This window comes from Streptomyces sp. NPDC050085 (assembly GCF_044460595.1).
In the GTDB taxonomy this organism is placed as follows: Bacteria; Actinomycetota; Actinomycetes; order Streptomycetales; family Streptomycetaceae; genus Streptomyces.
In genome coordinates, this window is the sequence record NZ_JBITJZ010000005.1 from 692,583 (window position 1) to 712,334 (window position 19,752).

The 19,752-nt window shown below is 69.8% G+C and carries 17 protein-coding genes; 10 read left to right on the forward strand and 7 right to left on the reverse strand.

Annotated features, from left to right (window positions below; all coding sequences use genetic code 11):
* Window positions 1–197: 197 nt before the first annotated feature.
* The 7 genes from ACIBUY_RS22825 to ACIBUY_RS22855 all read left to right on the forward strand — a co-directional run bounded on the left by ACIBUY_RS22825 (window position 198) and on the right by ACIBUY_RS22855 (window position 8,754).
* The gene (locus ACIBUY_RS22825) at window positions 198–1,061 is read left to right on the forward strand and encodes an MHYT domain-containing protein (RefSeq protein ID WP_399153467.1); all 864 of its coding nucleotides are present in this window, start codon (window positions 198–200) and stop codon (window positions 1,059–1,061) included.
* Window positions 1,062–1,101: 40 nt separating this feature from the next.
* A complete protein-coding gene (gene uvrB, locus ACIBUY_RS22830) occupies window positions 1,102–3,237 on the forward strand; it encodes an excinuclease ABC subunit UvrB (RefSeq protein ID WP_365569757.1) in 2,136 nt (711 codons plus the stop codon).
* Window positions 3,238–3,426: 189 nt separating this feature from the next.
* Window positions 3,427–3,993, forward strand: coding sequence for a TerD family protein (locus ACIBUY_RS22835; protein WP_365569760.1), 567 nt, complete (start codon window positions 3,427–3,429; stop codon window positions 3,991–3,993).
* An 11-nt stretch (window positions 3,994–4,004) separates the two neighbouring features.
* Window positions 4,005–5,903, forward strand: coding sequence for a TerD family protein (locus tag ACIBUY_RS22840; RefSeq protein WP_365569763.1), 1,899 nt, complete (start codon window positions 4,005–4,007; stop codon window positions 5,901–5,903).
* A 233-nt stretch (window positions 5,904–6,136) separates the two neighbouring features.
* Entirely contained in the window at window positions 6,137–7,126 is a 990-nt protein-coding gene (locus ACIBUY_RS22845; protein ID WP_365569766.1) for a TerC family protein, read from the forward strand.
* Window positions 7,127–7,262: 136 nt separating this feature from the next.
* On the forward strand, window positions 7,263–7,571 hold the full coding sequence (locus tag ACIBUY_RS22850; RefSeq protein ID WP_365569769.1) for a hypothetical protein: 309 nt from the start codon (window positions 7,263–7,265) through the stop codon (window positions 7,569–7,571).
* 82 nt (window positions 7,572–7,653) lie between these two features.
* Entirely contained in the window at window positions 7,654–8,754 is a 1,101-nt protein-coding gene (locus tag ACIBUY_RS22855) for a calcium:proton antiporter (RefSeq protein ID WP_399153468.1), read from the forward strand.
* On the opposite strand, the gene ACIBUY_RS22860 is transcribed toward ACIBUY_RS22855, so the two are convergent.
* Window positions 8,744–10,036, reverse strand: coding sequence for an MFS transporter (locus ACIBUY_RS22860; RefSeq protein WP_365569775.1), 1,293 nt, complete (start codon window positions 10,034–10,036; stop codon window positions 8,744–8,746). The two genes, ACIBUY_RS22855 and ACIBUY_RS22860, sit on opposite strands and share 11 nt — an antisense overlap.
* A 121-nt stretch (window positions 10,037–10,157) precedes the next feature.
* Between ACIBUY_RS22860 and aroQ the strand changes: the two genes are divergently transcribed.
* Window positions 10,158–10,631, forward strand: a complete 474-nt coding sequence (gene aroQ / locus ACIBUY_RS22865; protein ID WP_399153469.1) for a type II 3-dehydroquinate dehydratase — start codon at window positions 10,158–10,160, stop codon at window positions 10,629–10,631.
* 8 nt (window positions 10,632–10,639) lie between these two features.
* Here the strand turns inward: aroQ and ACIBUY_RS22870 are convergent, their stop codons facing one another.
* From ACIBUY_RS22870 to ACIBUY_RS22890, 5 genes are all read right to left on the reverse strand, one after another.
* Window positions 10,640–11,389 (reverse strand): amino acid ABC transporter ATP-binding protein, encoded by a 750-nt coding sequence (locus ACIBUY_RS22870; RefSeq protein ID WP_399153470.1) that lies wholly within the window; start codon window positions 11,387–11,389, stop codon window positions 10,640–10,642.
* Window positions 11,386–12,267 (reverse strand): amino acid ABC transporter permease, encoded by an 882-nt coding sequence (locus ACIBUY_RS22875; protein ID WP_365569784.1) that lies wholly within the window; start codon window positions 12,265–12,267, stop codon window positions 11,386–11,388. The genes ACIBUY_RS22870 and ACIBUY_RS22875 overlap by 4 nt, the downstream gene beginning before the upstream one ends.
* A complete protein-coding gene (locus ACIBUY_RS22880) occupies window positions 12,264–13,136 on the reverse strand; it encodes an ABC transporter substrate-binding protein (protein WP_399153471.1) in 873 nt (290 codons plus the stop codon). The genes ACIBUY_RS22875 and ACIBUY_RS22880 overlap by 4 nt, the downstream gene beginning before the upstream one ends.
* Window positions 13,137–13,287: 151 nt before the next feature.
* Complete coding sequence (locus ACIBUY_RS22885; RefSeq protein WP_365569790.1) at window positions 13,288–13,944, reverse strand: MBL fold metallo-hydrolase; 657 nt, start codon at window positions 13,942–13,944, stop codon at window positions 13,288–13,290.
* Window positions 13,945–13,963: 19 nt separating this feature from the next.
* Window positions 13,964–14,689, reverse strand: a complete 726-nt coding sequence (locus tag ACIBUY_RS22890; RefSeq protein WP_399153472.1) for a maleylpyruvate isomerase family mycothiol-dependent enzyme — start codon at window positions 14,687–14,689, stop codon at window positions 13,964–13,966.
* Between the two features lie 277 nt (window positions 14,690–14,966).
* Between ACIBUY_RS22890 and uvrA the strand changes: the two genes are divergently transcribed.
* The gene (gene uvrA / locus ACIBUY_RS22895; protein WP_365569796.1) at window positions 14,967–18,068 is read left to right on the forward strand and encodes an excinuclease ABC subunit UvrA; all 3,102 of its coding nucleotides are present in this window, start codon (window positions 14,967–14,969) and stop codon (window positions 18,066–18,068) included.
* 120 nt (window positions 18,069–18,188) lie between these two features.
* Here the strand turns inward: uvrA and ACIBUY_RS22900 are convergent, their stop codons facing one another.
* Complete coding sequence (locus tag ACIBUY_RS22900) at window positions 18,189–18,776, reverse strand: YceI family protein (protein ID WP_365569799.1); 588 nt, start codon at window positions 18,774–18,776, stop codon at window positions 18,189–18,191.
* Between the two features lie 101 nt (window positions 18,777–18,877).
* On the opposite strand from ACIBUY_RS22900, the gene ACIBUY_RS22905 reads away from it, so the two are divergent.
* Window positions 18,878–19,735, forward strand: a complete 858-nt coding sequence (locus ACIBUY_RS22905; protein ID WP_365569802.1) for a helix-turn-helix transcriptional regulator — start codon at window positions 18,878–18,880, stop codon at window positions 19,733–19,735.
* Window positions 19,736–19,752: the final 17 nt, after the last annotated feature.

The following is a 19,752-nucleotide window of genomic DNA, read 5'->3' on the forward strand; positions in this document are numbered from 1 at the left end:
GGATGGTCACGGGTTGAACGTAGTTATCCAACTGCGACCGACCCCGCGTTCAATGCCGGGATTCTTTGCCGGAAAATCGTTCGAGCGTTCCCGTGGGAGCCTTACTCTCAGCCTCAACCACGGCCGGTTCCACGGCTGTTGGCGGGGGACAAGCGGGACATCTCGGGCAACAAAAAATGGTGAAAGGGCTGCGACGCATGCAGGGGACGGTCGACGGCTTCAGTTACGGGCTGGTCACTCCGGTAGTGGCGTACTTCATGGCCTGCCTGGGCGGCGCCCTCGGCCTGCGATGCACGACCAGATCGCTCCTCGTCGCCAACACCTGGCGGGCCGGCTGGCTCGCGCTCGGGTCCGCGGCGATCGGCTCGGGCATCTGGACGATGCACTTCATCGCGATGATGGGCTTCACCGTCAAGGGCGTGCCGATCCACTACGACAAGACCCTGACGTTCGCGAGCCTCGGCGTCGCCATCGTCATGGTCGGCATCGGCGTCTTCATCGTCGGCTACCGGGGAGCGACCGGCCCGGCCCTGTTCACAGGGGGCACGATCACCGGCCTCGGGGTCGCGTCGATGCACTACCTGGGAATGGCCGGAATGCGGCTTCACGGGACGATCGAGTACAACACGCTGACCGTGGCCGCCTCCGTGGTGATCGCCATGGCGGCCGCGACCGCCGCCCTGTGGGCCGCCGTCCAGGTGCGCGGCATCCTGTGGAGCCTCGGCGCGAGTCTCGTCATGGGGCTCGCCGTCTCCGGCATGCACTACACGGGCATGGCGGCCGTCCACGTCCAGACGCAGGGCGGCATCGCCGGTTCCCCCGGAGGGGACTCGCCCGCCGGCATCCTGGCGCCCATGCTGATCGGCCCCCTGTGCTTCCTGCTCCTGGCCGGCGTGGTCGTCATGTTCGACCCGCTGATGGTCATGGGCCGCCCCGACTGGCGCGACGCCCAGCAGGCCCAGCAGGCCACGGGCCGGGACGACCGCCCCCAGCGCCGCACCGTCCCGCGCCCCCGCCGCGCCCCCGACGGACAGCGGCCGCGCACCCCGCAGGACTGGTGAGCGGACCCGGTTGTCAGTGGCGGGTCGTACGGTGGATTCCATGCGGCCCGTATCGAAGATCGAACGCACGGTGGCGCCTTTCGAGGTCGTCAGCCCGTACCAGCCCAGCGGTGACCAGCCCGCGGCCATCGCCGAGCTGGAGAAGCGCATCACAGCAGGCGAGAAGGACGTCGTCCTGCTCGGCGCGACCGGCACCGGCAAGTCCGCCACCACGGCGTGGATGATCGAGAAGCTCCAGCGCCCCACCCTGGTGATGGCGCCGAACAAGACGCTGGCCGCCCAGCTGGCCAACGAGTTCCGTGAGCTCCTGCCGAACAATGCGGTCGAGTACTTCGTCTCGTACTACGACTACTACCAACCCGAGGCGTACGTCCCGCAGTCGGACACGTACATTGAGAAGGACTCCTCGATCAACGAGGAGGTGGAGCGCCTGCGCCACTCCGCGACGAACTCGCTGCTGACCCGCCGTGACGTCGTGGTGGTCGCCTCCGTCTCGTGCATCTACGGCCTCGGTACGCCGCAGGAGTACGTGGACCGCATGGTCCCGCTCAAGGTCGGCGACGAGATCGACCGGGACGACCTGCTGCGCCGCTTCGTCGACATCCAGTACACGCGCAACGACGTGGCCTTCCAGCGCGGCACCTTCCGGGTGCGCGGCGACACCATCGAGATCTTCCCGGTCTACGAGGAGCTCGCGGTCCGCATCGAGATGTTCGGCGACGAGATCGAGTCGCTGTCCACGCTGCACCCGCTCACCGGCGAGGTCATCAGCGAGGACGACTCGCTGTACATCTTCCCGGCGACGCACTACGTGGCGGGCCCCGAGCGCCTGGAGCGCGCGGCGAACGACATCGAGAAGGAGCTCGGCGAGCGCCTGGCCACGCTCGAGAAGCAGGGCAAGATGCTCGAGGCCCAGCGCCTGCGCATGCGCACCACGTACGACCTCGAGATGCTCCGCCAGATCGGCTCCTGCTCCGGCGTGGAGAACTACTCGATGCACTTCGACGGCCGCGAGCCCGGCTCCCCGCCGAACACGCTGCTCGACTACTTCCCGGACGACTTCCTGCTCGTCATCGACGAGTCGCACGTCACCGTCCCGCAGATCGGCGCCATGTACGAGGGCGACGCCTCCCGCAAGCGCACCCTCGTCGACCACGGCTTCCGGCTGCCGTCCGCGCTCGACAACCGCCCGCTGAAGTGGGAGGAGTTCCAGGAGCGCATCGGCCAGACCGTCTACCTGTCGGCGACACCGGGAAATTACGAACTCGCGCGCGGGGACGGCTTCGTCGAGCAGATCATCCGCCCCACGGGACTCATCGACCCGGAGGTCGTCGTCAAGCCCACCGAGGGGCAGATCGACGACCTGGTGCACGAGATCCGCACGCGCACCGAGAAGGACGAGCGCGTCCTGGTCACCACGCTGACCAAGAAGATGGCCGAGGACCTCACGGACTACTTCCTCGAACTCGGCATCCAGGTCCGCTATCTGCACAGCGACGTCGACACCCTGCGCCGCGTCGAGCTGCTGCGCGAACTGCGCGCCGGTGAGTACGACGTCCTGGTCGGCATCAACCTGCTGCGTGAGGGCCTCGACCTGCCCGAGGTCTCCCTCGTTGCGATCCTCGACGCGGACAAGGAGGGCTTCCTGCGCTCCGGCACGTCCCTGATCCAGACGATCGGCCGTGCCGCTCGTAACGTGTCGGGCCAGGTCCACATGTACGCCGACAAGATCACCCCGGCGATGGAGAAGGCCATCGACGAGACCAACCGCCGCCGTGAGAAGCAGGTCGCGTACAACGAGGCGAACGGGATCGACCCGCAGCCCCTGCGCAAGAAGATCAACGACATCGTGGCGTCCATCGCGCGCGAGGACGTCGACACCGAGGAGCTGCTCGGCAGCGGCTACCGCAAGGGCGGCAAGGACGGAAAGGGTGCCAAGGCCCCCGTCCCCTCGCTCGGCACGGCGGACACGGGCAAGAAGAAGCGCGGCAAGGCGGAGCCGACCGTGCCCACCGACCGTCCCGCGGCCGAACTCTCCGAGCAGATCGAGCAGTTGACGGAGCGGATGCGGGCCGCGGCGGCGGACCTGCAGTTCGAGATCGCGGCGCGCCTGCGAGACGAGGTGTCCGAGATGAAGAAGGAACTGCGTCAGATGAAGGAGGCGGGCATCGCCTGACCTGCCCCAACGGGCGGGGTTGTGTGGGTGTGTTGCAAGACCGCCACAAAACCCCGCCCGCGGTGGCGGTGCTGTCAGTGCCGACCTCTAGGGTTTGACCAACCGCGTGCACACGCGGCAACAGGGGACGGTTCGAGGAGGGGACAGCGCGTGACGGCTTCAGGTTTTTCCAAAGGCCCCGGCATCAGCTTGACCAAGGGCCAGGCCATCAGCCTGGAGAAGCAGGGCGGAGGCACCCTCACCGCCGTACGGATGGGCCTCGGCTGGCAGGCGGCCCCGCGCCGCGGACTGTTCGGCACCCGCACGCGCGAGATCGACCTCGACGCCTCCGCGGTCCTCTTCGCCGACAAGCAGCCCGTGGACGTCGTTTTCTTCCGCCACCTCGTCAGCGACGACGGCTCGGTGCGGCACACCGGGGACAACCTGGTGGGCGGGGCCGGCCAGGGTGGCGACGACGAGGCGATCCTCGTCGACCTCGCGCGCGTCCCGGTCCACATCGACCAGATCGTCTTCACGGTCAACTCGTTCACGGGCCAGACCTTCCAGGAAGTGCAGAACGCGTTCTGCCGCCTGGTCGACGAGACCACCGGCCAGGAGCTCGCGCGCTACACGCTCGACGGCGGCGGCCAGTACACGGCGCAGATCATGGCCAAGGTCCACCGGGACGGCGCGGGCTGGAAGATGACGGCCCTGGGCACGGCGGCCAACGGCCGTACGTTCCAGGACCTGATGCCGTCGATCCTGCCCGGCCTGTAGCGGGGCCCGCGATGGCGGCCGAACTGGTGAGGGGCCAGAACCACCCCCTCACCCGGACCCGTCTGGAGATCCGGGTGTCGGCCGGCCGTCCGGTCGTCGCGGGCGCCACGCTCGCCGACGACCGCGGCGCGGTGCGCGACACCGGGCGCGTCGCCCACCCCGGCGCGCCCGCCCTGCCGGGTCTCGAAGTGCCGCGCCAGGCGGCGGCCGACCACCGCCTCGCCGTCGACCTCGACGCGATGCCGCACGACGTGCACCGCGTCACCGTGCTGCTCGCCCTGCCCCTCGGCACGGGCGGACCCACCCGGTTCGGCGCGGTGGCCGCCCCGTTCGTCGCCGTCACCGGACTCGACGGCACCGAAGAGGTCAGCTACACGATCACCGACCTCGACAGCGAGTCGGCCGTCGTCGCCCTCGAGCTGTACCGCAGAGCGGGCGCCTGGAAGGTGCGCGCCATCGGCCAGGGGTACGCGGACGGGCTCGCCGCCCTCTTCACCGACCAGGGTGTGCCCGACGCGCACGCCCTGGCGGGCACCATCCACGACGCCGTCGCCCAGGGGCTGGCCCGCGCGGTGGCGCCCCCGCCGCGCACGGCGGACGAGGCCCAGGTGCGGGCGACCGCCACCGCGGGACACGCCTCGGGCGCGCTGCCGCCCCCGGCCCCGGCCGCCCCCACCGGCGGCGCGGGCGACAGCGGGGTCGTCGACTACACCCACCCCGGCCGCCAGGCCCCGCCGCCCCCGCCCACCGCGAAGCCCGCCGAGCCGGGCCGGCCCGCCGTCCCCGTCGCGGGCGACGCCACCGGCTGGTCCATGGAGGAGCGGCTCTACAACCAGGTGTGGGGCATGTTCGAGGACCTGGCCCGCAGCGCCGCCGCGTACCGCAGCGCCGTCGACTTCGCGGACTCCCGCATGGAGCAGGAGCTCGATCAGGTCCTGTCCGACCCGCGCAGCCGCATCGGCGGCCAGGGCGACGCCGCCCGCGAGGCCGCCCGTGCCAAGCACGGCGCCCTCGTCGACCGGGCACGCGAAGCCCTCGACCGTGACCTGGCACAGCTCGTCGCCGAGTCCGACGTCGTCGAACCGGCGCTCCCCGCGGCGTACGCGGGCTGGGACAACCCGTGCTGGCACGCGTACCGCAGCCCGATGGAGATGCCGATGGCCCTGCGCCTGGGCGATCTGCGGCTGCCCGAGAGCGAGAGCGTCGGCCTGTCCGTCCCGATGCTCGTCCGCCTGCCCCTGGAGCGCGGCCTGTGGATCGACGCGGGCGCCTCGGCCGCGGACGCCCTCACGGACGCCGACGAGCTGCGGGCCCGCGCCGCGCACACCGCGGCCGTCCACGCAGCGCGGTTGCTCGCGGCCTATCCGGCGGGCGAGTTCAGCGTGCACGTCATCGACCCGGCGGGCACGGCGTCCGGCGCGCTCGCCCCGCTCGTCGACTCCGGGGTGCTGGCGAGCCCCGTGGCCAGGGGGGCGGCGGGGGTCACCGAGACGCTGACCCGGCTGACCGAGCGGGTCGACCTGGTCCAGATGGCGATCCGGGCCGGCGCCGCCGACGCGCTCCCCGCCGACCTCGACGTCGCCGAGCAGCTGCTGATCGTGCACGACTTCCCGCACGGCTTCGACGATCGCTCCGTGACCCGCCTGCGCTATCTCGCCGACGAAGGGCCGCAGGTCGGTGTGCACCTGATGCTGGTCGCCGACCGGGAGGACGCCGCCGAGTACGGCCCGCTGCTCGACCCGCTGTGGCGCGCCCTGCTGCGTCTGACGCCGGTGCCCGACGACCACCTGGCCGACCCCTGGGTGGGACACGCGTGGACGTACGAGCCACCACCGGTCCCGCACGGCAGCGCGGTGCTGCGGCACGTCCTCGCGGAGGTCGCCGAAGCCCGTCGGGAAAGAGGCCTTTGACCTGCACACTTGAGGTCTTCTTTACCTAAACCTTTACCTCTCATGGGACTTTCGGGTACTCTCCTTTACGCGGAGGGGAGTACTCCCGTGCACGCGGCGTTCCCGTCAATACGGACGACCGGCCCGATGGCCGTCGATCCCGGGGCGTCGGCCCGGGGCGCTGAGGCGCCCGGGTGGAAGAGACCTCCGGCAGCGACGACGCTGATCAGTAGCCGTACGACGCCGGAGGCGCAGTGGACGTATCGATGACCGTTTGGGTGCTGACCATTCTTGGTCTGTGTGCCCTGATCGCGGTCGACTTCTTCATCGGGCGCAAGCCCCACGACGTATCCATCAAGGAAGCCGGAATCTGGACCGTGGTCTGGATCGTGCTCGCCGCGCTCTTCGGCGTCGGCGTGATGATCTGGGGCAACGCCCAGGCGGGCGGCGAGTTCTTCGCGGGCTTCATCACCGAGAAGTCGCTCAGTGTCGACAACCTCTTCGTCTTCATCCTGATCATGGCGAAGTTCTCGGTGCCGACCCAACTGCAGCAGCGCGTGCTGCTGTTCGGCGTGCTCATCGCCCTGGTCCTGCGCGCGATCTTCATCGCGGCCGGCGCGGCGATCATCTCGAGCTTCTCCTGGGTCTTCTACCTCTTCGGTGCCTTCCTGATCTACACCGCCTGGAAGCTCATCAAGGAGGCCATGGCGGACGAGGAGGACGAGGACTTCGAAGAGAACCGCCTCCTGAAGTCCATCGAGAAGAAGTTCGGCGTCGCCGACCGCTACCACGGCACGAAGCTGTTCATCCAGGAGCACGGCAAGAAGGTCATGACGCCGCTGCTGGTCGTCATGCTCGCCATCGGCATGACCGACGTGCTGTTCGCGATGGACTCGATCCCCGCGATCTTCGGCCTGACCCAGGACCCGTACATCGTCTTCACGGCCAACGCGTTCGCCCTGATGGGTCTGCGCCAGCTGTACTTCCTCATCGGCGGCCTGCTCAGGAAGCTGGTGCACCTCAGCTATGGCCTGTCGGTGATCCTCGGCTTCATCGGCGTGAAGCTGGTCCTGCACGCGATGCACGAGTCCGGCGTCCACGTGCCGGAGATCTCCATTCCGGTCTCGCTGGCCGTCATCTGCGGCGTGCTGATCATCACGACGATCACCAGCCTCATCGCGTCCAAGAAGCAGGCCGAGCGGGAAGCGGCCGAAGCGGCTCAGAAGGACAGCATCGAAGCCTGACCACGTCGGGCGTAGGAAGGACACGCACCGGGAGGGGCGCGCGGCCGATTGCCGCGCACCGCTCCCGGTGCTTGCTTGTGCCCTGAGCGCGGTTCCGGCCGGGACCGCGACGGGACGCAGGACGGGGGAGGACCCCATGAGTCAGAAGTTCGCCCAGATCATCGACTTCGAGTCCCAGCGGATCGAGGAGATGCGGGAGCTGATCGAGCGGTTCGAGCAGCAGATGCAGGGCACCCCCGGCGCCCCCACGCACCGCATCATGCTGCAGGACCGCGACAAGCCCGGACGCTATCTCGCGATCGTTGAGTTCGAGTCGGCCGACGACGCGATGCGCAACAACGAACGCCCCGAGGTCGCCCACCTGAACGAGCAGTTGACCGCGCTGTGCACGCGTCCGCCGACCTTCACCAACTGCGACGTGAGGGACTCGCGCGAACTGAAGTGAGGCCCGCGAGCCGAACCGGGGCACGCCGGGCCCCGGGCCGCTCGAAGTCGCGCCCCCACCCTGCCGCGGGCACCATCAAGGAATGATCACCAAGCTCCGGGCACTGGCCACTCGGTGGACCGTGGTCGTCCCGGTGCTGGCGGTCGTGCTGCTCGCGTGCACGTGGGGGCGCGATCTGCCCGGCGCCGTCGTGGCCCTCGTCTCCCTGATCCTCGCGGGATCCGTCCTTGCGGCCGTGCACCACGCGGAGGTCGTCGCGCATCGCGTCGGTGAACCGTTCGGCTCGCTGGTGCTCGCCGTGGCCGTCACGATCATCGAGGTCGCGCTCATCGTCACCCTGATGGCCGACGGAGGCGACAAGAGCGCGACCCTCGCCCGGGACACGGTGTTCGCCGCCGTCATGATCACCTGCAACGGCGTCGTCGGCATCAGCCTGCTCGCGGCCTCACTGCGCCACCGCGTGGCGATCTTCCAGTCCGAGGGCACCGGCGGCGCCCTCGCGACCGTCGCCACCCTCGCGACGCTCTGCCTGGTCCTGCCGACCTTCACCACGAGCAAGGTCGGCCCGGAGTTCTCCACCTCCCAGCTGGTCTTCTCGGCCGTCGCCGCGGTCGTCCTGTACGGCCTCTTCGTCACCACGCAGACCGTGCGCCACCGCGACTACTTCCTGCCGATCACCAAGCACGGCGAGGTCATCGACGCCGACGACCACGCGGACGTACCGACCTCCCGCGCCGCTCTGTCCAGCCTCGGACTGCTCGCTCTGGCGCTCGTCGCCGTCGTCGGTCTCGCCAAGGGCGTCTCGCCGACGATCGAGTCGGGCGTGGAGGCCGCGGGCATGCCGCACGCCGTGGTCGGCGTGATCATCGCGCTCCTCGTCCTGCTGCCCGAGACCATCGCCGCACTGCGCGCGGCCCGCCGGGACCGGGTGCAGACCAGCCTCAACCTCGCCCTCGGCTCCGCGATGGCCAGCATCGGTCTGACCGTGCCGGCCGTCGCCGTCGCCTCGTACTGGCTGACGGGCCCGCTCGTGCTCGGTCTCGGCGCCACGCACATGGTGCTGCTCGCGCTGACCATGGTGGTCAGCACCCTCACCGTCGTCCCCGGACGTGCCACCCCGCTGCAGGGCGGCGTGCATCTGGTGATCCTCGCCGCATACGTGGAGCTCGCCGTCACGCCGTGACGGGATCCTCCGCGACCGCTCCCGGCGCTGTCTCCGGAAGCAGCGCGAAACAGGCCAGGCTCAGCACCGCGACCCCCGTCAGATACACACCCACACCCCATGGAACCCCCGTTCCCCGTCCGGCCAGTGCCGTCGCCACGATCGGCGTGAGCGCCCCACCCAGGACGCCGCCCGCGTTGTACCCGACCGCGGCACCTGTACAACGGACCCGCGGTTCGTACAGTTCCGGCAGATACGCGGCGATCACGGCGAACATCGTGATGAACGCGAGCAGCGCCACCAGGAACCCCAGGAACATCAACAGCGGTTCTCCCGTGGCCAGCAGAGCCACCATCGGCACCATCCACACCGCCGCCACCGCGCTTCCCGCCAGACACATCGGACGCCGCCCGTACCGGTCGCCGAGCAGCGCCGCCACCGGCGTCAGCGCCCCCTTCACGACGACGGCCGCCATGATGCAGGTCAGCATCACGCTGCGGCTCACTCCGAGCCGCTCCACCCCGTAGGCGAGCGACCAGGTGGTGACCGAGTAGAAGATCGCGTACCCGATGGCCATGGCGCCGGCCGTCAGCAGCACCAACCGCCCGTGCCCGCGCACCACTTCGGCCAGCGGCAGGCGCGCGGGCTCGGCCACCGCGAGGAACGCGGGGCTCTCCACCACCGACGTACGCAGCCACAGCCCGATCAGCGCCAGCACGCCCGCCGCCCAGAACGGCACCCGCCATCCCCAGGACGCGAACTGCGCCTCCGTGAGCGCCGTCGACAGCACCAGCATGATGCCGTTGGCCAGCAGGAAGCCCACCGAAGGGCCGATCTGCGGAAAGCTCGCCCACAGGCCGCGGCGCTCGGCCGGAGCGTGCTCGGCGGTCAGCAGCACCGCGCCGCCCCATTCACCGCCGAGCCCGAGCCCCTGCAGAAAGCGCAGCACAAGGAGGAGCAGGGGAGCGGCCACCCCGATCGACGCATACGTAGGCACGCAGCCGACCGCCACGGTCGCGACCCCGGTCAGCACCAGCGACCCGATCAGGACCGGCCGACGCCCGCGCCGGTCCCCGATGTGCCCGAACACGACGGACCCGAGGGGCCGCGCCACGAAACCCACCCCGAATGTCGCGAAGGCGGCCAGAGTTCCCGCGAGCGGCGAGAACGTGGGGAAGAACAGCGGGCCGAGGACGAGTGCCGCAGCGGTCCCGTAGACGAAGAAGTCGAAGAACTCGACGGCGGTCCCGGCCGCAGAGGCCGCCGCGAGCCGGGGGAGCGACGGACGGTGATTCGTGTGCATGCCGCGGCAACTACCCGTGATCGACGCTGGTTACGGGGGCGCGCGAGGGCGCGCGAGGGCGCCGTCAGCGGCGCCCGTGATAGACCCTCAAGGAGCATCTGCCCGACGTACGGAGGTCCTCGTGCCGCACACCCTCGCCACCGCGCCGATCATGGTCCTGAACGGCCCGAACCTGAATCTCCTCGGCAAGCGCCAGCCGGAGATCTACGGCCGGGACACGCTCGCCGACGTCGAGGCCCTGTGCGCCAAGGCGGCCGCCGCCCACGGCGCCACCGTGGACTTCCGGCAGTCCAACCACGAGGGCGAGCTGGTCGACTGGATCCACGAGGCCCGGGAGAACCACGTCGGCATCGTCATCAACCCGGCCGCGTACTCGCACACGTCGGTGGCGATCCTGGACGCGCTCAACACCTGTGACGGGCTGCCGGTGGTGGAGGTGCACATCTCCAACATCCATCAGCGCGAGGAGTTCCGGCACCACTCCTACGTGTCGCTGCGCGCCGACGGCGTGATCGCCGGATGCGGGGTGCAGGGGTACGCGTTCGGCGTGGAGCGCGTGGCGGCGCTCGCCGCACCGGGCACCGCCGAAGCGTAGACCGCGCCCTACAGACGGCCGGCGTCCACGATCCGCCGCAGGAACTGTCGCGTACGTTCCTGCTGCGGATTTCCGAACACCCCCTCCGGGGAGCCGCGTTCGAGCACGACACCGCCTTCGAGGAAGCAGACCTGGTCGGCGACCTCGCGCGCGAAGCTCATCTCGTGGGTGGCCAGCACCATGGTCATGCCCTCGCCCTTCAAGTCGCGTACGACATCGAGGACTTCACCCACGAGCTCGGGGTCGAGGGCCGCCGTGATCTCGTCGAGGAGCAACAGCCGGGGCCGCACGGCGAGAGCCCGCACGATCGCCGCACGCTGCTGCTGGCCGCCGCTGAGCCGGTCCGGGTACTCCCGGGCCTTCGCGGCGAGTCCGAGGCGCTCCAGCAGCCCCCTGGCCCGTTCCTCGGCCTCCTTCCGCGGGACTCCGTGCACGCGGCGCGGTGCGAGCGTGACGTTCTCCAGGACGGTCATGTGCGGAAACAGGTTGTAGGCCTGGAAGACCACGCCGATCCGCCGGCGCACGGCGTCCGCGTCCGTGCGGGGATCGGTGATCTCCTCGCCGTCCAGCCAGATCGCCCCGTCGTCGATCTCCTCCAGGAGGTTGGCGCAGCGCAGCAGCGTCGACTTCCCGGAGCCGGACGCACCGATCAGCGCGGTCACGGTGTGCGGGGGCACCTCCAGGTCCACGTCGCGCAGGACCAGGGAGTCGCCGAACGTCTTACGGACCGACTCCATCCGCAGCACGGGCCCGGTCATGCGAGTCCTCCTTGCGCCCGGCGGCGGTCCATACGGGCCGTCACCCAGTCGGTGAAGCGCGTCATGGGAATGGTCAGGGCGACGAAGACCAGACCCGCGACCACGTAGGGCGTGTAGTTGAAGTCCTTGCCGGCGATGATCTGCGCCGCGTACACGGCGTCCACGGCACCGCCGATCGACACGAGACCGGTGTCCTTCTGCAGCGACACCAGGTCGTTCAACAGGGGCGGCACCACACGGCGTACGGCTTGCGGCAGCACTACGTAGCGCAGCGTCAGGCGGTTGTTGAGCCCGAGGGAGCGTGCGGCCGCCCGCTGTGAGGGGTGGACCGATTCGATCCCCGCCCGGAACACCTCGGCCACATAGGCGGAGTACGTCAGGACCAGCGCGGCACCGCCCAGGAGCACTGGATCGGTGGTCACCCCCTGAAGGCGCAGCGCGGGCACGCCGAAGATGACCATCAACAGGCAGATGATGAGCGGCAGTCCACGGAAGAAGTCCGTGTACGCCGTGGCGAGGGCGCGTACCGGGAAGAACACCGGCCCGCGCAGCGTGCGCGCGAGGGCGAGCAGCAGACCGAGGACGAGCACGCACGCGCCGCACACCACGAGAAGGCGCAGGTTCAGCCAGAGCCCTTCCAGGACCTGCGGCAGCGCCACGCGCGCGTAGTGCGCACTGAAGAAGGTCTCCTTGGTGCGTTCCCAGCCGGGGGAGTTGATGACGACGACGGCCAGGACGGCGCCCGTCACCAAGGTGCTGAGCGCAGCTATCGCGGTTGCCCGCCGCGCGCGGGCCCGCTTGTAGCGGTCACGCGCGAGGCGGCGCTCGGAGGGGACGTACGTGTCCTCGGCGGGGAACGGCTGCTTGTCGACGGTCACTTGAGCACCGGCGCGTCGACCGCCTCCGAGAGCCACTTCTTCTCCAGGGAGGCGAGCGTGCCGTCCTTGCGGAGGGCGTCCACCGCGCCCGTCACGCACGACGTCAGGGCGCTCTCCTTGTCGAGTACGAGACCGAACTGCTCGGGGGACCCGGTGGTGTTCTCGAACTGCCCGACCACCTCGGCGTCCGTCACCTCGGCACCGGTGATGTAGAACGCGGTCGGCAGGTCGACGACGATGGCGTCCACCTGGCCGTTCTTGAGGGCCGACTTGGCGAAGTCGTTCTTCTGGTAGACGGCCGGCTTCTGGGTCGGCTTCACGAGGTCGTTGATGAAGTCCAGGCTGGTGGTGCCCACTTGGGCGCCCAGCTTCACGCCCTTCAGGTCGGCGACGCTCTTCGCCTTCGCGGCCTTGGAGGTCTTCAGGGCGACGACGGCCTGGCGCACGTCGTAGTAGCCGGACGAGAACGCCACGGCCTTCTTGCGCGCGTCGCTGATCGACACCTGGTTGATGTCGAAGTCGAAGTTCTTCGTGCCCGGGGCGAAGGAACTGTTGAACGGCACGGTCTGCCAGACCACTTGGTCCTTGCCGTAGCCGAGCTGCTTCGCCACGGCGTACGCGACCGCCGACTCGAACCCCTTGCCGTTCGACGGCTGGTCGTCCTCGAACCAGGGCGCGTAGGCGGGCTTGTCGGTGCCCACGGTGAGCTTCCCGGCGGCCACGGTGGACAGCTTGCCGGGAGCGCAGGAGGCGGCCGTGGCGGGCTTCCCCGAACCCTTCTCCTCGGGCTCGGGGGAGCAGGCCGCGACGGCGACGAGAACGACGGCGGAGCAGACGGCGGCACATGCGGCGCGGTGGACGAGATGCATGGCGGGAGACTCGCAGCGCTCGGCCCGTCTGTCGAGGTCAGCCCGGCAACTGTCCGCATACTGGGAACGGGCGTTGCATTCTTGTGAACAGACGCCCGCGGACCGGTTGTTGGCCTACAAGGGCCTGTGGTTCACGTCGGGCCCCCGTAGGTCACCAGCCCCGAGCGCGCCACTCCTGAAGGTGCGGTCGCTCCGCCCCCAGCGTCGTGTCGTTGCCGTGCCCCGGATAGACCCACGTCTCGTCCGGGAGCGGACCGAAGATCTTCGACTCCACGTCGTCGATGAGGCTCGCGAACGCCTCGGGGTCCTTCCACGTGTTGCCGACGCCGCCAGGGAACAGGCAGTCGCCGGTGAAGACGTGCGGGTGCCCGTGCGGGTCGTCGTAGACCAGGGCGATGGAGCCGGGCGTGTGGCCGACCAGGTGGCGGGCCGTGAGCGTGATCCGGCCGACCTCGATCGTGTCCCCGTCGGCGACGGCGACGTCCGTGGCCACCGGGATTCCCTCGACGTCGTAGCGCCCCGCGTACGTGCGCGCGCCCGTGGCCGCCACGACCTCGGCGAGGGCCTGCCAGTGGTCCCCGTGGCGGTGCGTGGTGACGACGCCCGCGATGCCGTCGTCGCCGATGAGGCGGAGCAGCGTCCCCGCCTCGGCCGCCGCATCGATGAGCAACTGCTGGTCGGTCGCCCGGCATCGCAGCAGATAGGCGTTGTTGTTCATCGCCCCGACCGCGACCTTGGAGATCATCAGGTCCTGCAACTCGTGCACGTCCGCCGGGCCGCCGACCTTCACCGCTCCGCTGTACGTCATGGGTTCAGCCTAATCCGTTCTACAGAGGGGGCAGGGCGGGCAGAGGGCCTCGGTCGGTGGACAGGGCGGCGCCGTCCCTGCGGCCCGAGAGCCAGCCCAGGAGGTCCGCCTGACGGCCGGTGACGACGGTGCCGAGCGGAGGGACCGCGCCGTCCTCGATCTCGGCAACGGAGGGGGACTGCACCGCCCCCGTGGAGATCATGCGGCCGTCGTCCTGCTTGATGAGCAGCGGCGGCAGGCCCGGATGGTCGCGGAAGCGCCGGGCCAGGAAGTTGATCTCCCGCTGGGTGAACTCCTCGGAGAGGTCCTCCAGCTCGTAGCCGATCCCGAGGTCGACGTGGTGCAGCTCGACCTCGATCCAGCGCCGGAACGGCACATTGGAGACGGTGTCCTTCACGCCGTTGCGCAGCTCCACCGTGCGCGACCAGTCCGCGTCCTCGGCCCCCACGGCCTGGAAGCGCTCCGCGCTCTCGTGCACGTCGTCGACCTGCGTGCGCAGGTCGCGCGGGGCGTCCCGCTCGATGTCGGCGTCGCGTGCCTCGGCGCTCACGTACATGGGGCGGCCGACGAGGACGTTGACGAGCGCGTCCGCGTTGCGGGCGAGGTGGGCGAGCACATGGCCACGGCTCCAGCCAGGAAGCCGTGACGGCTCGGCCGTGGCGGCGTTGTCCAGGGTGCTGACCGCGGCCAGCAGCCGGTCGGTCGCTTCGCGTACAGACACCAGGTCGCGCACATGATCACTCATGGCGCCGACGATATCCCCGCCACACGTTCGGGTGAAGGTGGCCGACCTTGCGCCTAAATCGAATGTACGTGCTATAAGGTCGATGGCGGCGTCGGGCATTCTTGATGGTCCGGGTTTGTTACCAACCAGGGAAACCAACCGGCGCTGTCAGTGGCTCCCCCTACTCTTCGAAACAGCAGTCTTCTCAGGACTTCTCCAGGGTCGCCCTCGGGAGGTCAGACCTCGGGGGACGGGGGCCCCGCCCCTGTCACTTCTCTCCAGAAAGGTGCGGACCGGCGTGGCCGACCGTCTCATCGTCCGTGGCGCGCGCGAGCACAATCTCCGGAATGTCTCGCTCGACCTGCCGCGCGACTCCCTCATCGTCTTCACGGGTCTGTCCGGCTCCGGCAAGTCCTCGCTCGCGTTCGACACGATCTTCGCCGAGGGGCAGCGCCGGTACGTCGAGTCGCTGTCCTCGTACGCCCGCCAGTTCCTCGGCCAGATGGACAAGCCGGACGTCGACTTCATCGAGGGTCTCTCGCCGGCCGTCTCGATCGACCAGAAGTCGACCTCGCGCAACCCGCGCTCCACGGTCGGCACCATCACCGAGGTCTACGACTACCTGCGCCTGCTCTTCGCACGCATCGGCAAGCCGCACTGCCCCGAGTGCGGCCGTCCCATCGCGCGCCAGTCGCCGCAGGCCATCGTCGACAAGGTCCTGGAGCTGCCCGAGGGCAGCCGCTTCCAGGTGCTCTCGCCGCTGGTGCGCGAGCGCAAGGGCGAATTCGTCGACCTCTTCGCCGACCTGCAGACCAAGGGCTACTCCCGCGCGCGCGTGGACGGCCAGACGATCCAACTGTCCGAGCCGCCGACCCTGAAGAAGCAGGAGAAGCACACCATCGAGGTGGTCATCGACCGCCTCACGGTGAAGGACTCCGCCAAGCGCCGCCTGACCGACTCGGTGGAGACCGCGCTCGGTCTGTCCGGCGGCATGGTCGTGCTCGACTTCGTTGACCTCCCCGAGGACGACCCGGAGCGCGAGCGCATGTACTCGGAGCACCTGTACTGCGCGTACGACGACCTGTCCTTCGAAGAGCTGGAGCCCCGCTCCTTCTCGTTCAACTCGCCCTTCGGCGCCTGCCCCGACTGCTCGGGCATCGGCACGCGCATGGAGGTCGACCCCGAGCTGATCGTCCCGGACGAGGACAAGTCGCTCGACGAGGGCGCCATCCACCCGTGGTCGCACGGCCACACCAAGGACTACTTCGGCCGCCTCATCGGGGCGCTCGCCGACGCCCTCGGCTTCCGTACGGACATCCCGTTCGCGGGTCTGCCGCAGCGCGCCAAGAAGGCGCTGATCTTCGGCCACAAGACCCAGATCGAGGTCCGCTACCGCAACCGGTACGGGCGGGAGCGCGTGTACACGACGCCCTTCGAGGGCGCCGTGCCGTTCGTGAAGCGCCGCCACGGCGAGGCCGAGTCGGACGCCAGCCGCGAGCGCTTCGAGGGCTACATGCGCGAGGTGCCCTGCCCCACCTGTGAGGGCACGCGCCTCAAGCCGATCGTCCTGGCCGTCACGGTCATGGAGAAGTCGATCGCCGAGGTCTCGGCCATGTCCATCAGCGACTGCGCCGACTTCCTGGCCAAGCTCACGCTGAACGCGCGCGACAAGAAGATCGCCGAGCGCGTCCTGAAGGAGGTCAACGAGCGGCTCCGCTTCCTCGTCGACGTGGGCCTCGACTACCTGTCGCTGAACAGGGCGGCGGGCACCCTCTCCGGCGGCGAGGCCCAGCGCATCCGCCTCGCCACACAGATCGGCTCCGGACTGGTCGGCGTCCTGTACGTCCTCGACGAGCCGTCGATCGGCCTGCACCAGCGGGACAACCACCGGCTGATCGAGACCCTCGTCCGACTGCGCGACATGGGCAACACGCTCATCGTGGTCGAGCACGACGAGGACACCATCAAGGTCGCCGACTGGGTCGTCGACATCGGCCCCGGCGCGGGCGAGCACGGCGGCAAGGTCGTGCACAGCGGCCCCTTGAAGGAGCTGCTGACCAACGACGAGTCGATGACGGGCAAGTACCTGTCGGGCAAGAAGGCCATCCCGCTGCCGGACATCAGGCGCCCGGTGGACCCGACGCGTCGCCTGACCGTGCACGGCGCCAAGGAGAACAACCTGCGGGACATCGACGTGTCCTTCCCGCTCGGCGTCCTCACGGCCGTCACCGGCGTCTCGGGATCCGGCAAGTCCACCCTGGTCAACGACATCCTGTACACGCACCTGGCACGGGAGTTGAACGGGGCGCGTTCCGTCCCCGGCCGCCACACGCGCGTGGAGGGCGACGACCTGGTCGACAAGGTCGTGCACGTCGACCAGTCGCCGATCGGCCGTACGCCGCGGTCGAACCCGGCGACGTACACCGGAGTCTTCGACCACGTCCGCAAGCTGTTCGCCGAGACCACCGAGGCGAAGGTCCGCGGTTATCTGCCGGGCCGCTTCTCCTTCAACGTCAAGGGCGGCCGCTGCGAGAACTGCTCGGGTGACGGCACGATCAAGATCGAGATGAACTTCCTGCCGGACGTGTACGTCCCGTGCGAGGTCTGCCACGGCGCGCGTTACAACCGGGAGACCCTGGACGTCCACTACAAGGGCAAGTCCATCGCCGAGGTCCTGGACATGCCGATCGAGGAGGCCCTCGCCTTCTTCGAGGCCGTTCCCGGCATCGCCCGCCACTTGCGGACGCTGAACGACGTGGGCCTCGGCTACGTCCGTCTCGGGCAGTCCGCGCCGACCCTGTCCGGCGGTGAGGCGCAGCGCGTGAAGCTGGCCAGCGAGCTGCAGAAGCGTTCCACGGGACGCACCGTCTACGTACTCGACGAGCCGACGACCGGTCTGCACTTCGAGGACATCAGCAAGCTCATCACGGTGCTCTCCGGCCTGGTCGACAAGGGCAACTCGGTCATCGTCATCGAGCACAACCTCGACGTCATCAAGACCGCGGACTGGGTCGTCGACATGGGCCCCGAGGGCGGCAGCGGCGGTGGCCTCGTCATCGCCGAGGGCACCCCGGAGCAGGTCGCGTCCGTACCGGCCAGCCACACCGGCAAGTTCCTGCGCGACATCCTCGGCGCCGACCGGGTCAGCGACGCGGCGGTGCCGGCGGCCCGCAGCCGCAAGTCCGTGGCGAAGAAGACGGTGGCGGCCACCAAGGCCCCGGCCAAGAAGACGGCCACAGCCAAGACGGCAGCCACGGCCAAGACGGCGGCCACCAAGCCGACAGCCACCAAGTCGGCCGCGAAGAAGGCCACTTCGGCGACGAAGAAGGCGACGCCCGCCAAGGCCGCGGCGACGAAGACCGCCGCCAAGAAGACGGCCGGCCGGGCCCGCAAGGCCTGACGCAGGCGGACGGCTCGGCCCATGTCAGGGCCGAGCCGTCCGGCGCGACTGCGCCGTCACGCTCCGTGAAAAAATCTGCGCCCCGCGGGAACTCCCCGTGGGGCGCCGTGCGTTCACTGATCAGCCAGCCTGGCCCTGCGGTTCACGAGGCTCCACGAACTGCATGTCCAGTTGAATCTTGACAACATCACCGAGCAGGCCCGCGCCGAAATCGAGCCCGAAGTCACTGCGCCGGATCTCCCCCGTCGCCTCGAACCCGGCGTGCCGGCTCCCGTCCACCGGCACATCGACGACCCCGCCGAACTCCACGTCGAGCGTCACCGGACGGGTCACCTCGCCGATGGTCAACTCGCCTTCCAGCGACCAGTCCTCCGCCGCACCGCTCACCCCGACCGAGCGGAAGGTCATGGTCGGGCGGCGCTCCACATCCAGCAGATCCGCGGAGCGGGTGTGGGCGTCACGATCGGCGTTGCCCGTGTCGATCGAGGCGAGCGCGATGGTGGCCGACACCCGGACATCGGCCAAGGCCTCGCCCACGTACAGATCCGCCTGCACGTCCGCGAAGCGGCCGCGCACCTTCGCGATGCCCAGGTGCCGGATCGTGAAGTTCACGGCCGAGTGCAGCGGGTCCAGCGTCCAGGCCCCGGACGCGAGCGGCAGCGCGGCGGTCGAAGTGGTCGTCGTGGTCAGGGAGTTGTCGTTGGTCATGCCTCCACCCTGTGCCCACGCCGCGGGGCGAGGAAGGCCGAGTCAAGACTGGTAGTGACAGGGCCACGATCCGGTGCCTGACCCATTGGTACGTTCAGGAGGTGACCGACAACGAGTTGGGCGCTTTCCTGCGCACGCGCCGAGAGGCCGTCGCGCCGGCCGACGTGGGCCTGCCCACCGGGCCGCGCCGCCGCACCCCCGGTCTGCGCCGCTCCGAGCTGGCCACGCTCGCCGGGATCAGCGTGGAGTACCTCACCCGGCTCGAGCAGGGCCGTGACCGCAACCCGTCGGCCTCGGTCCTCGGCGCGTTGGCCGACGCGCTGCGGTTCGACACGGACGAGCGCATGCTGCTGCGCCGTCTCTCCAAGGCCAGCGGGGCGGACGCCGTGTTCTGCTCCGGTGCCACGGCGCCCTCGGACTCGGTGCGGCCCACGGTCCAGGCGCTCCTGCGGCGGCTGGAGCCGACTCCGGCGGTCCTGGTGAACTGGGTCGGCGACATCCTCGCCCACACCGAGGGATACGCCCGGTTCGCCGCCCCTCTCGGCATTCTGGACGCCGAGCGACCGAACGTCGTGCGGTACTTGTTCACGGACGAGCGCGCCCGCGCGGTCTACCCCGACTGGGACGCGGTCGCCGACGACCAGGTCGCCCGGTTCCGGCAAGGAGCACCGCTGCCCGACCCGCACGTCGCGGCGCTCGTGGACGAGTTGACCGTCACGGCCGGGGCGCCCTTCGCCGAGCGGATGGCCGCCGCGCCCACCCTGCCCCGGCGCAGAGGGCACGACCTGGTGGCCCACCCCGAGGTCGGCCCGCTGCGGCTGGCTCACGAGGCGCTGTCCCTGCCCGACGCGGACGCCCAGACGATCCTGGTCCACCTTCCCGCCGACGATGCCACGGCGGCGGCCCTGGACCGGCTCAACGGCCGAAAGCCGGGGGCGCTGCGCGCAGTTCAGGGGTGAGGCCGCGCCGGGCGGTG

Excerpts from the sequence above, each read along its gene's own strand:
- ACIBUY_RS22860 (WP_365569775.1), bottom strand. The coding sequence starts at position 10,036 with ATGCACACGAATCACCGTCCGTCGCTCCCCCGGCTCGCGGCGGCCTCT.
- ACIBUY_RS22825 (WP_399153467.1), top strand. The coding sequence starts at position 198 with ATGCAGGGGACGGTCGACGGCTTCAGTTACGGGCTGGTCACTCCGGTA.
- ACIBUY_RS22850 (WP_365569769.1), top strand. The coding sequence starts at position 7,263 with ATGAGTCAGAAGTTCGCCCAGATCATCGACTTCGAGTCCCAGCGGATC.
- ACIBUY_RS22890 (WP_399153472.1), bottom strand. The coding sequence starts at position 14,689 with ATGAGTGATCATGTGCGCGACCTGGTGTCTGTACGCGAAGCGACCGAC.
- ACIBUY_RS22840 (WP_365569763.1), top strand. The coding sequence starts at position 4,005 with ATGGCGGCCGAACTGGTGAGGGGCCAGAACCACCCCCTCACCCGGACC.
- ACIBUY_RS22885 (WP_365569790.1), bottom strand. The coding sequence starts at position 13,944 with ATGACGTACAGCGGAGCGGTGAAGGTCGGCGGCCCGGCGGACGTGCAC.
- ACIBUY_RS22880 (WP_399153471.1), bottom strand. The coding sequence starts at position 13,136 with ATGCATCTCGTCCACCGCGCCGCATGTGCCGCCGTCTGCTCCGCCGTC.
- ACIBUY_RS22855 (WP_399153468.1), top strand. The coding sequence starts at position 7,654 with ATGATCACCAAGCTCCGGGCACTGGCCACTCGGTGGACCGTGGTCGTC.
- ACIBUY_RS22900 (WP_365569799.1), bottom strand. The coding sequence starts at position 18,776 with ATGACCAACGACAACTCCCTGACCACGACGACCACTTCGACCGCCGCG.
- ACIBUY_RS22870 (WP_399153470.1), bottom strand. The coding sequence starts at position 11,389 with ATGACCGGGCCCGTGCTGCGGATGGAGTCGGTCCGTAAGACGTTCGGC.
- uvrB (WP_365569757.1), top strand. The coding sequence starts at position 1,102 with ATGCGGCCCGTATCGAAGATCGAACGCACGGTGGCGCCTTTCGAGGTC.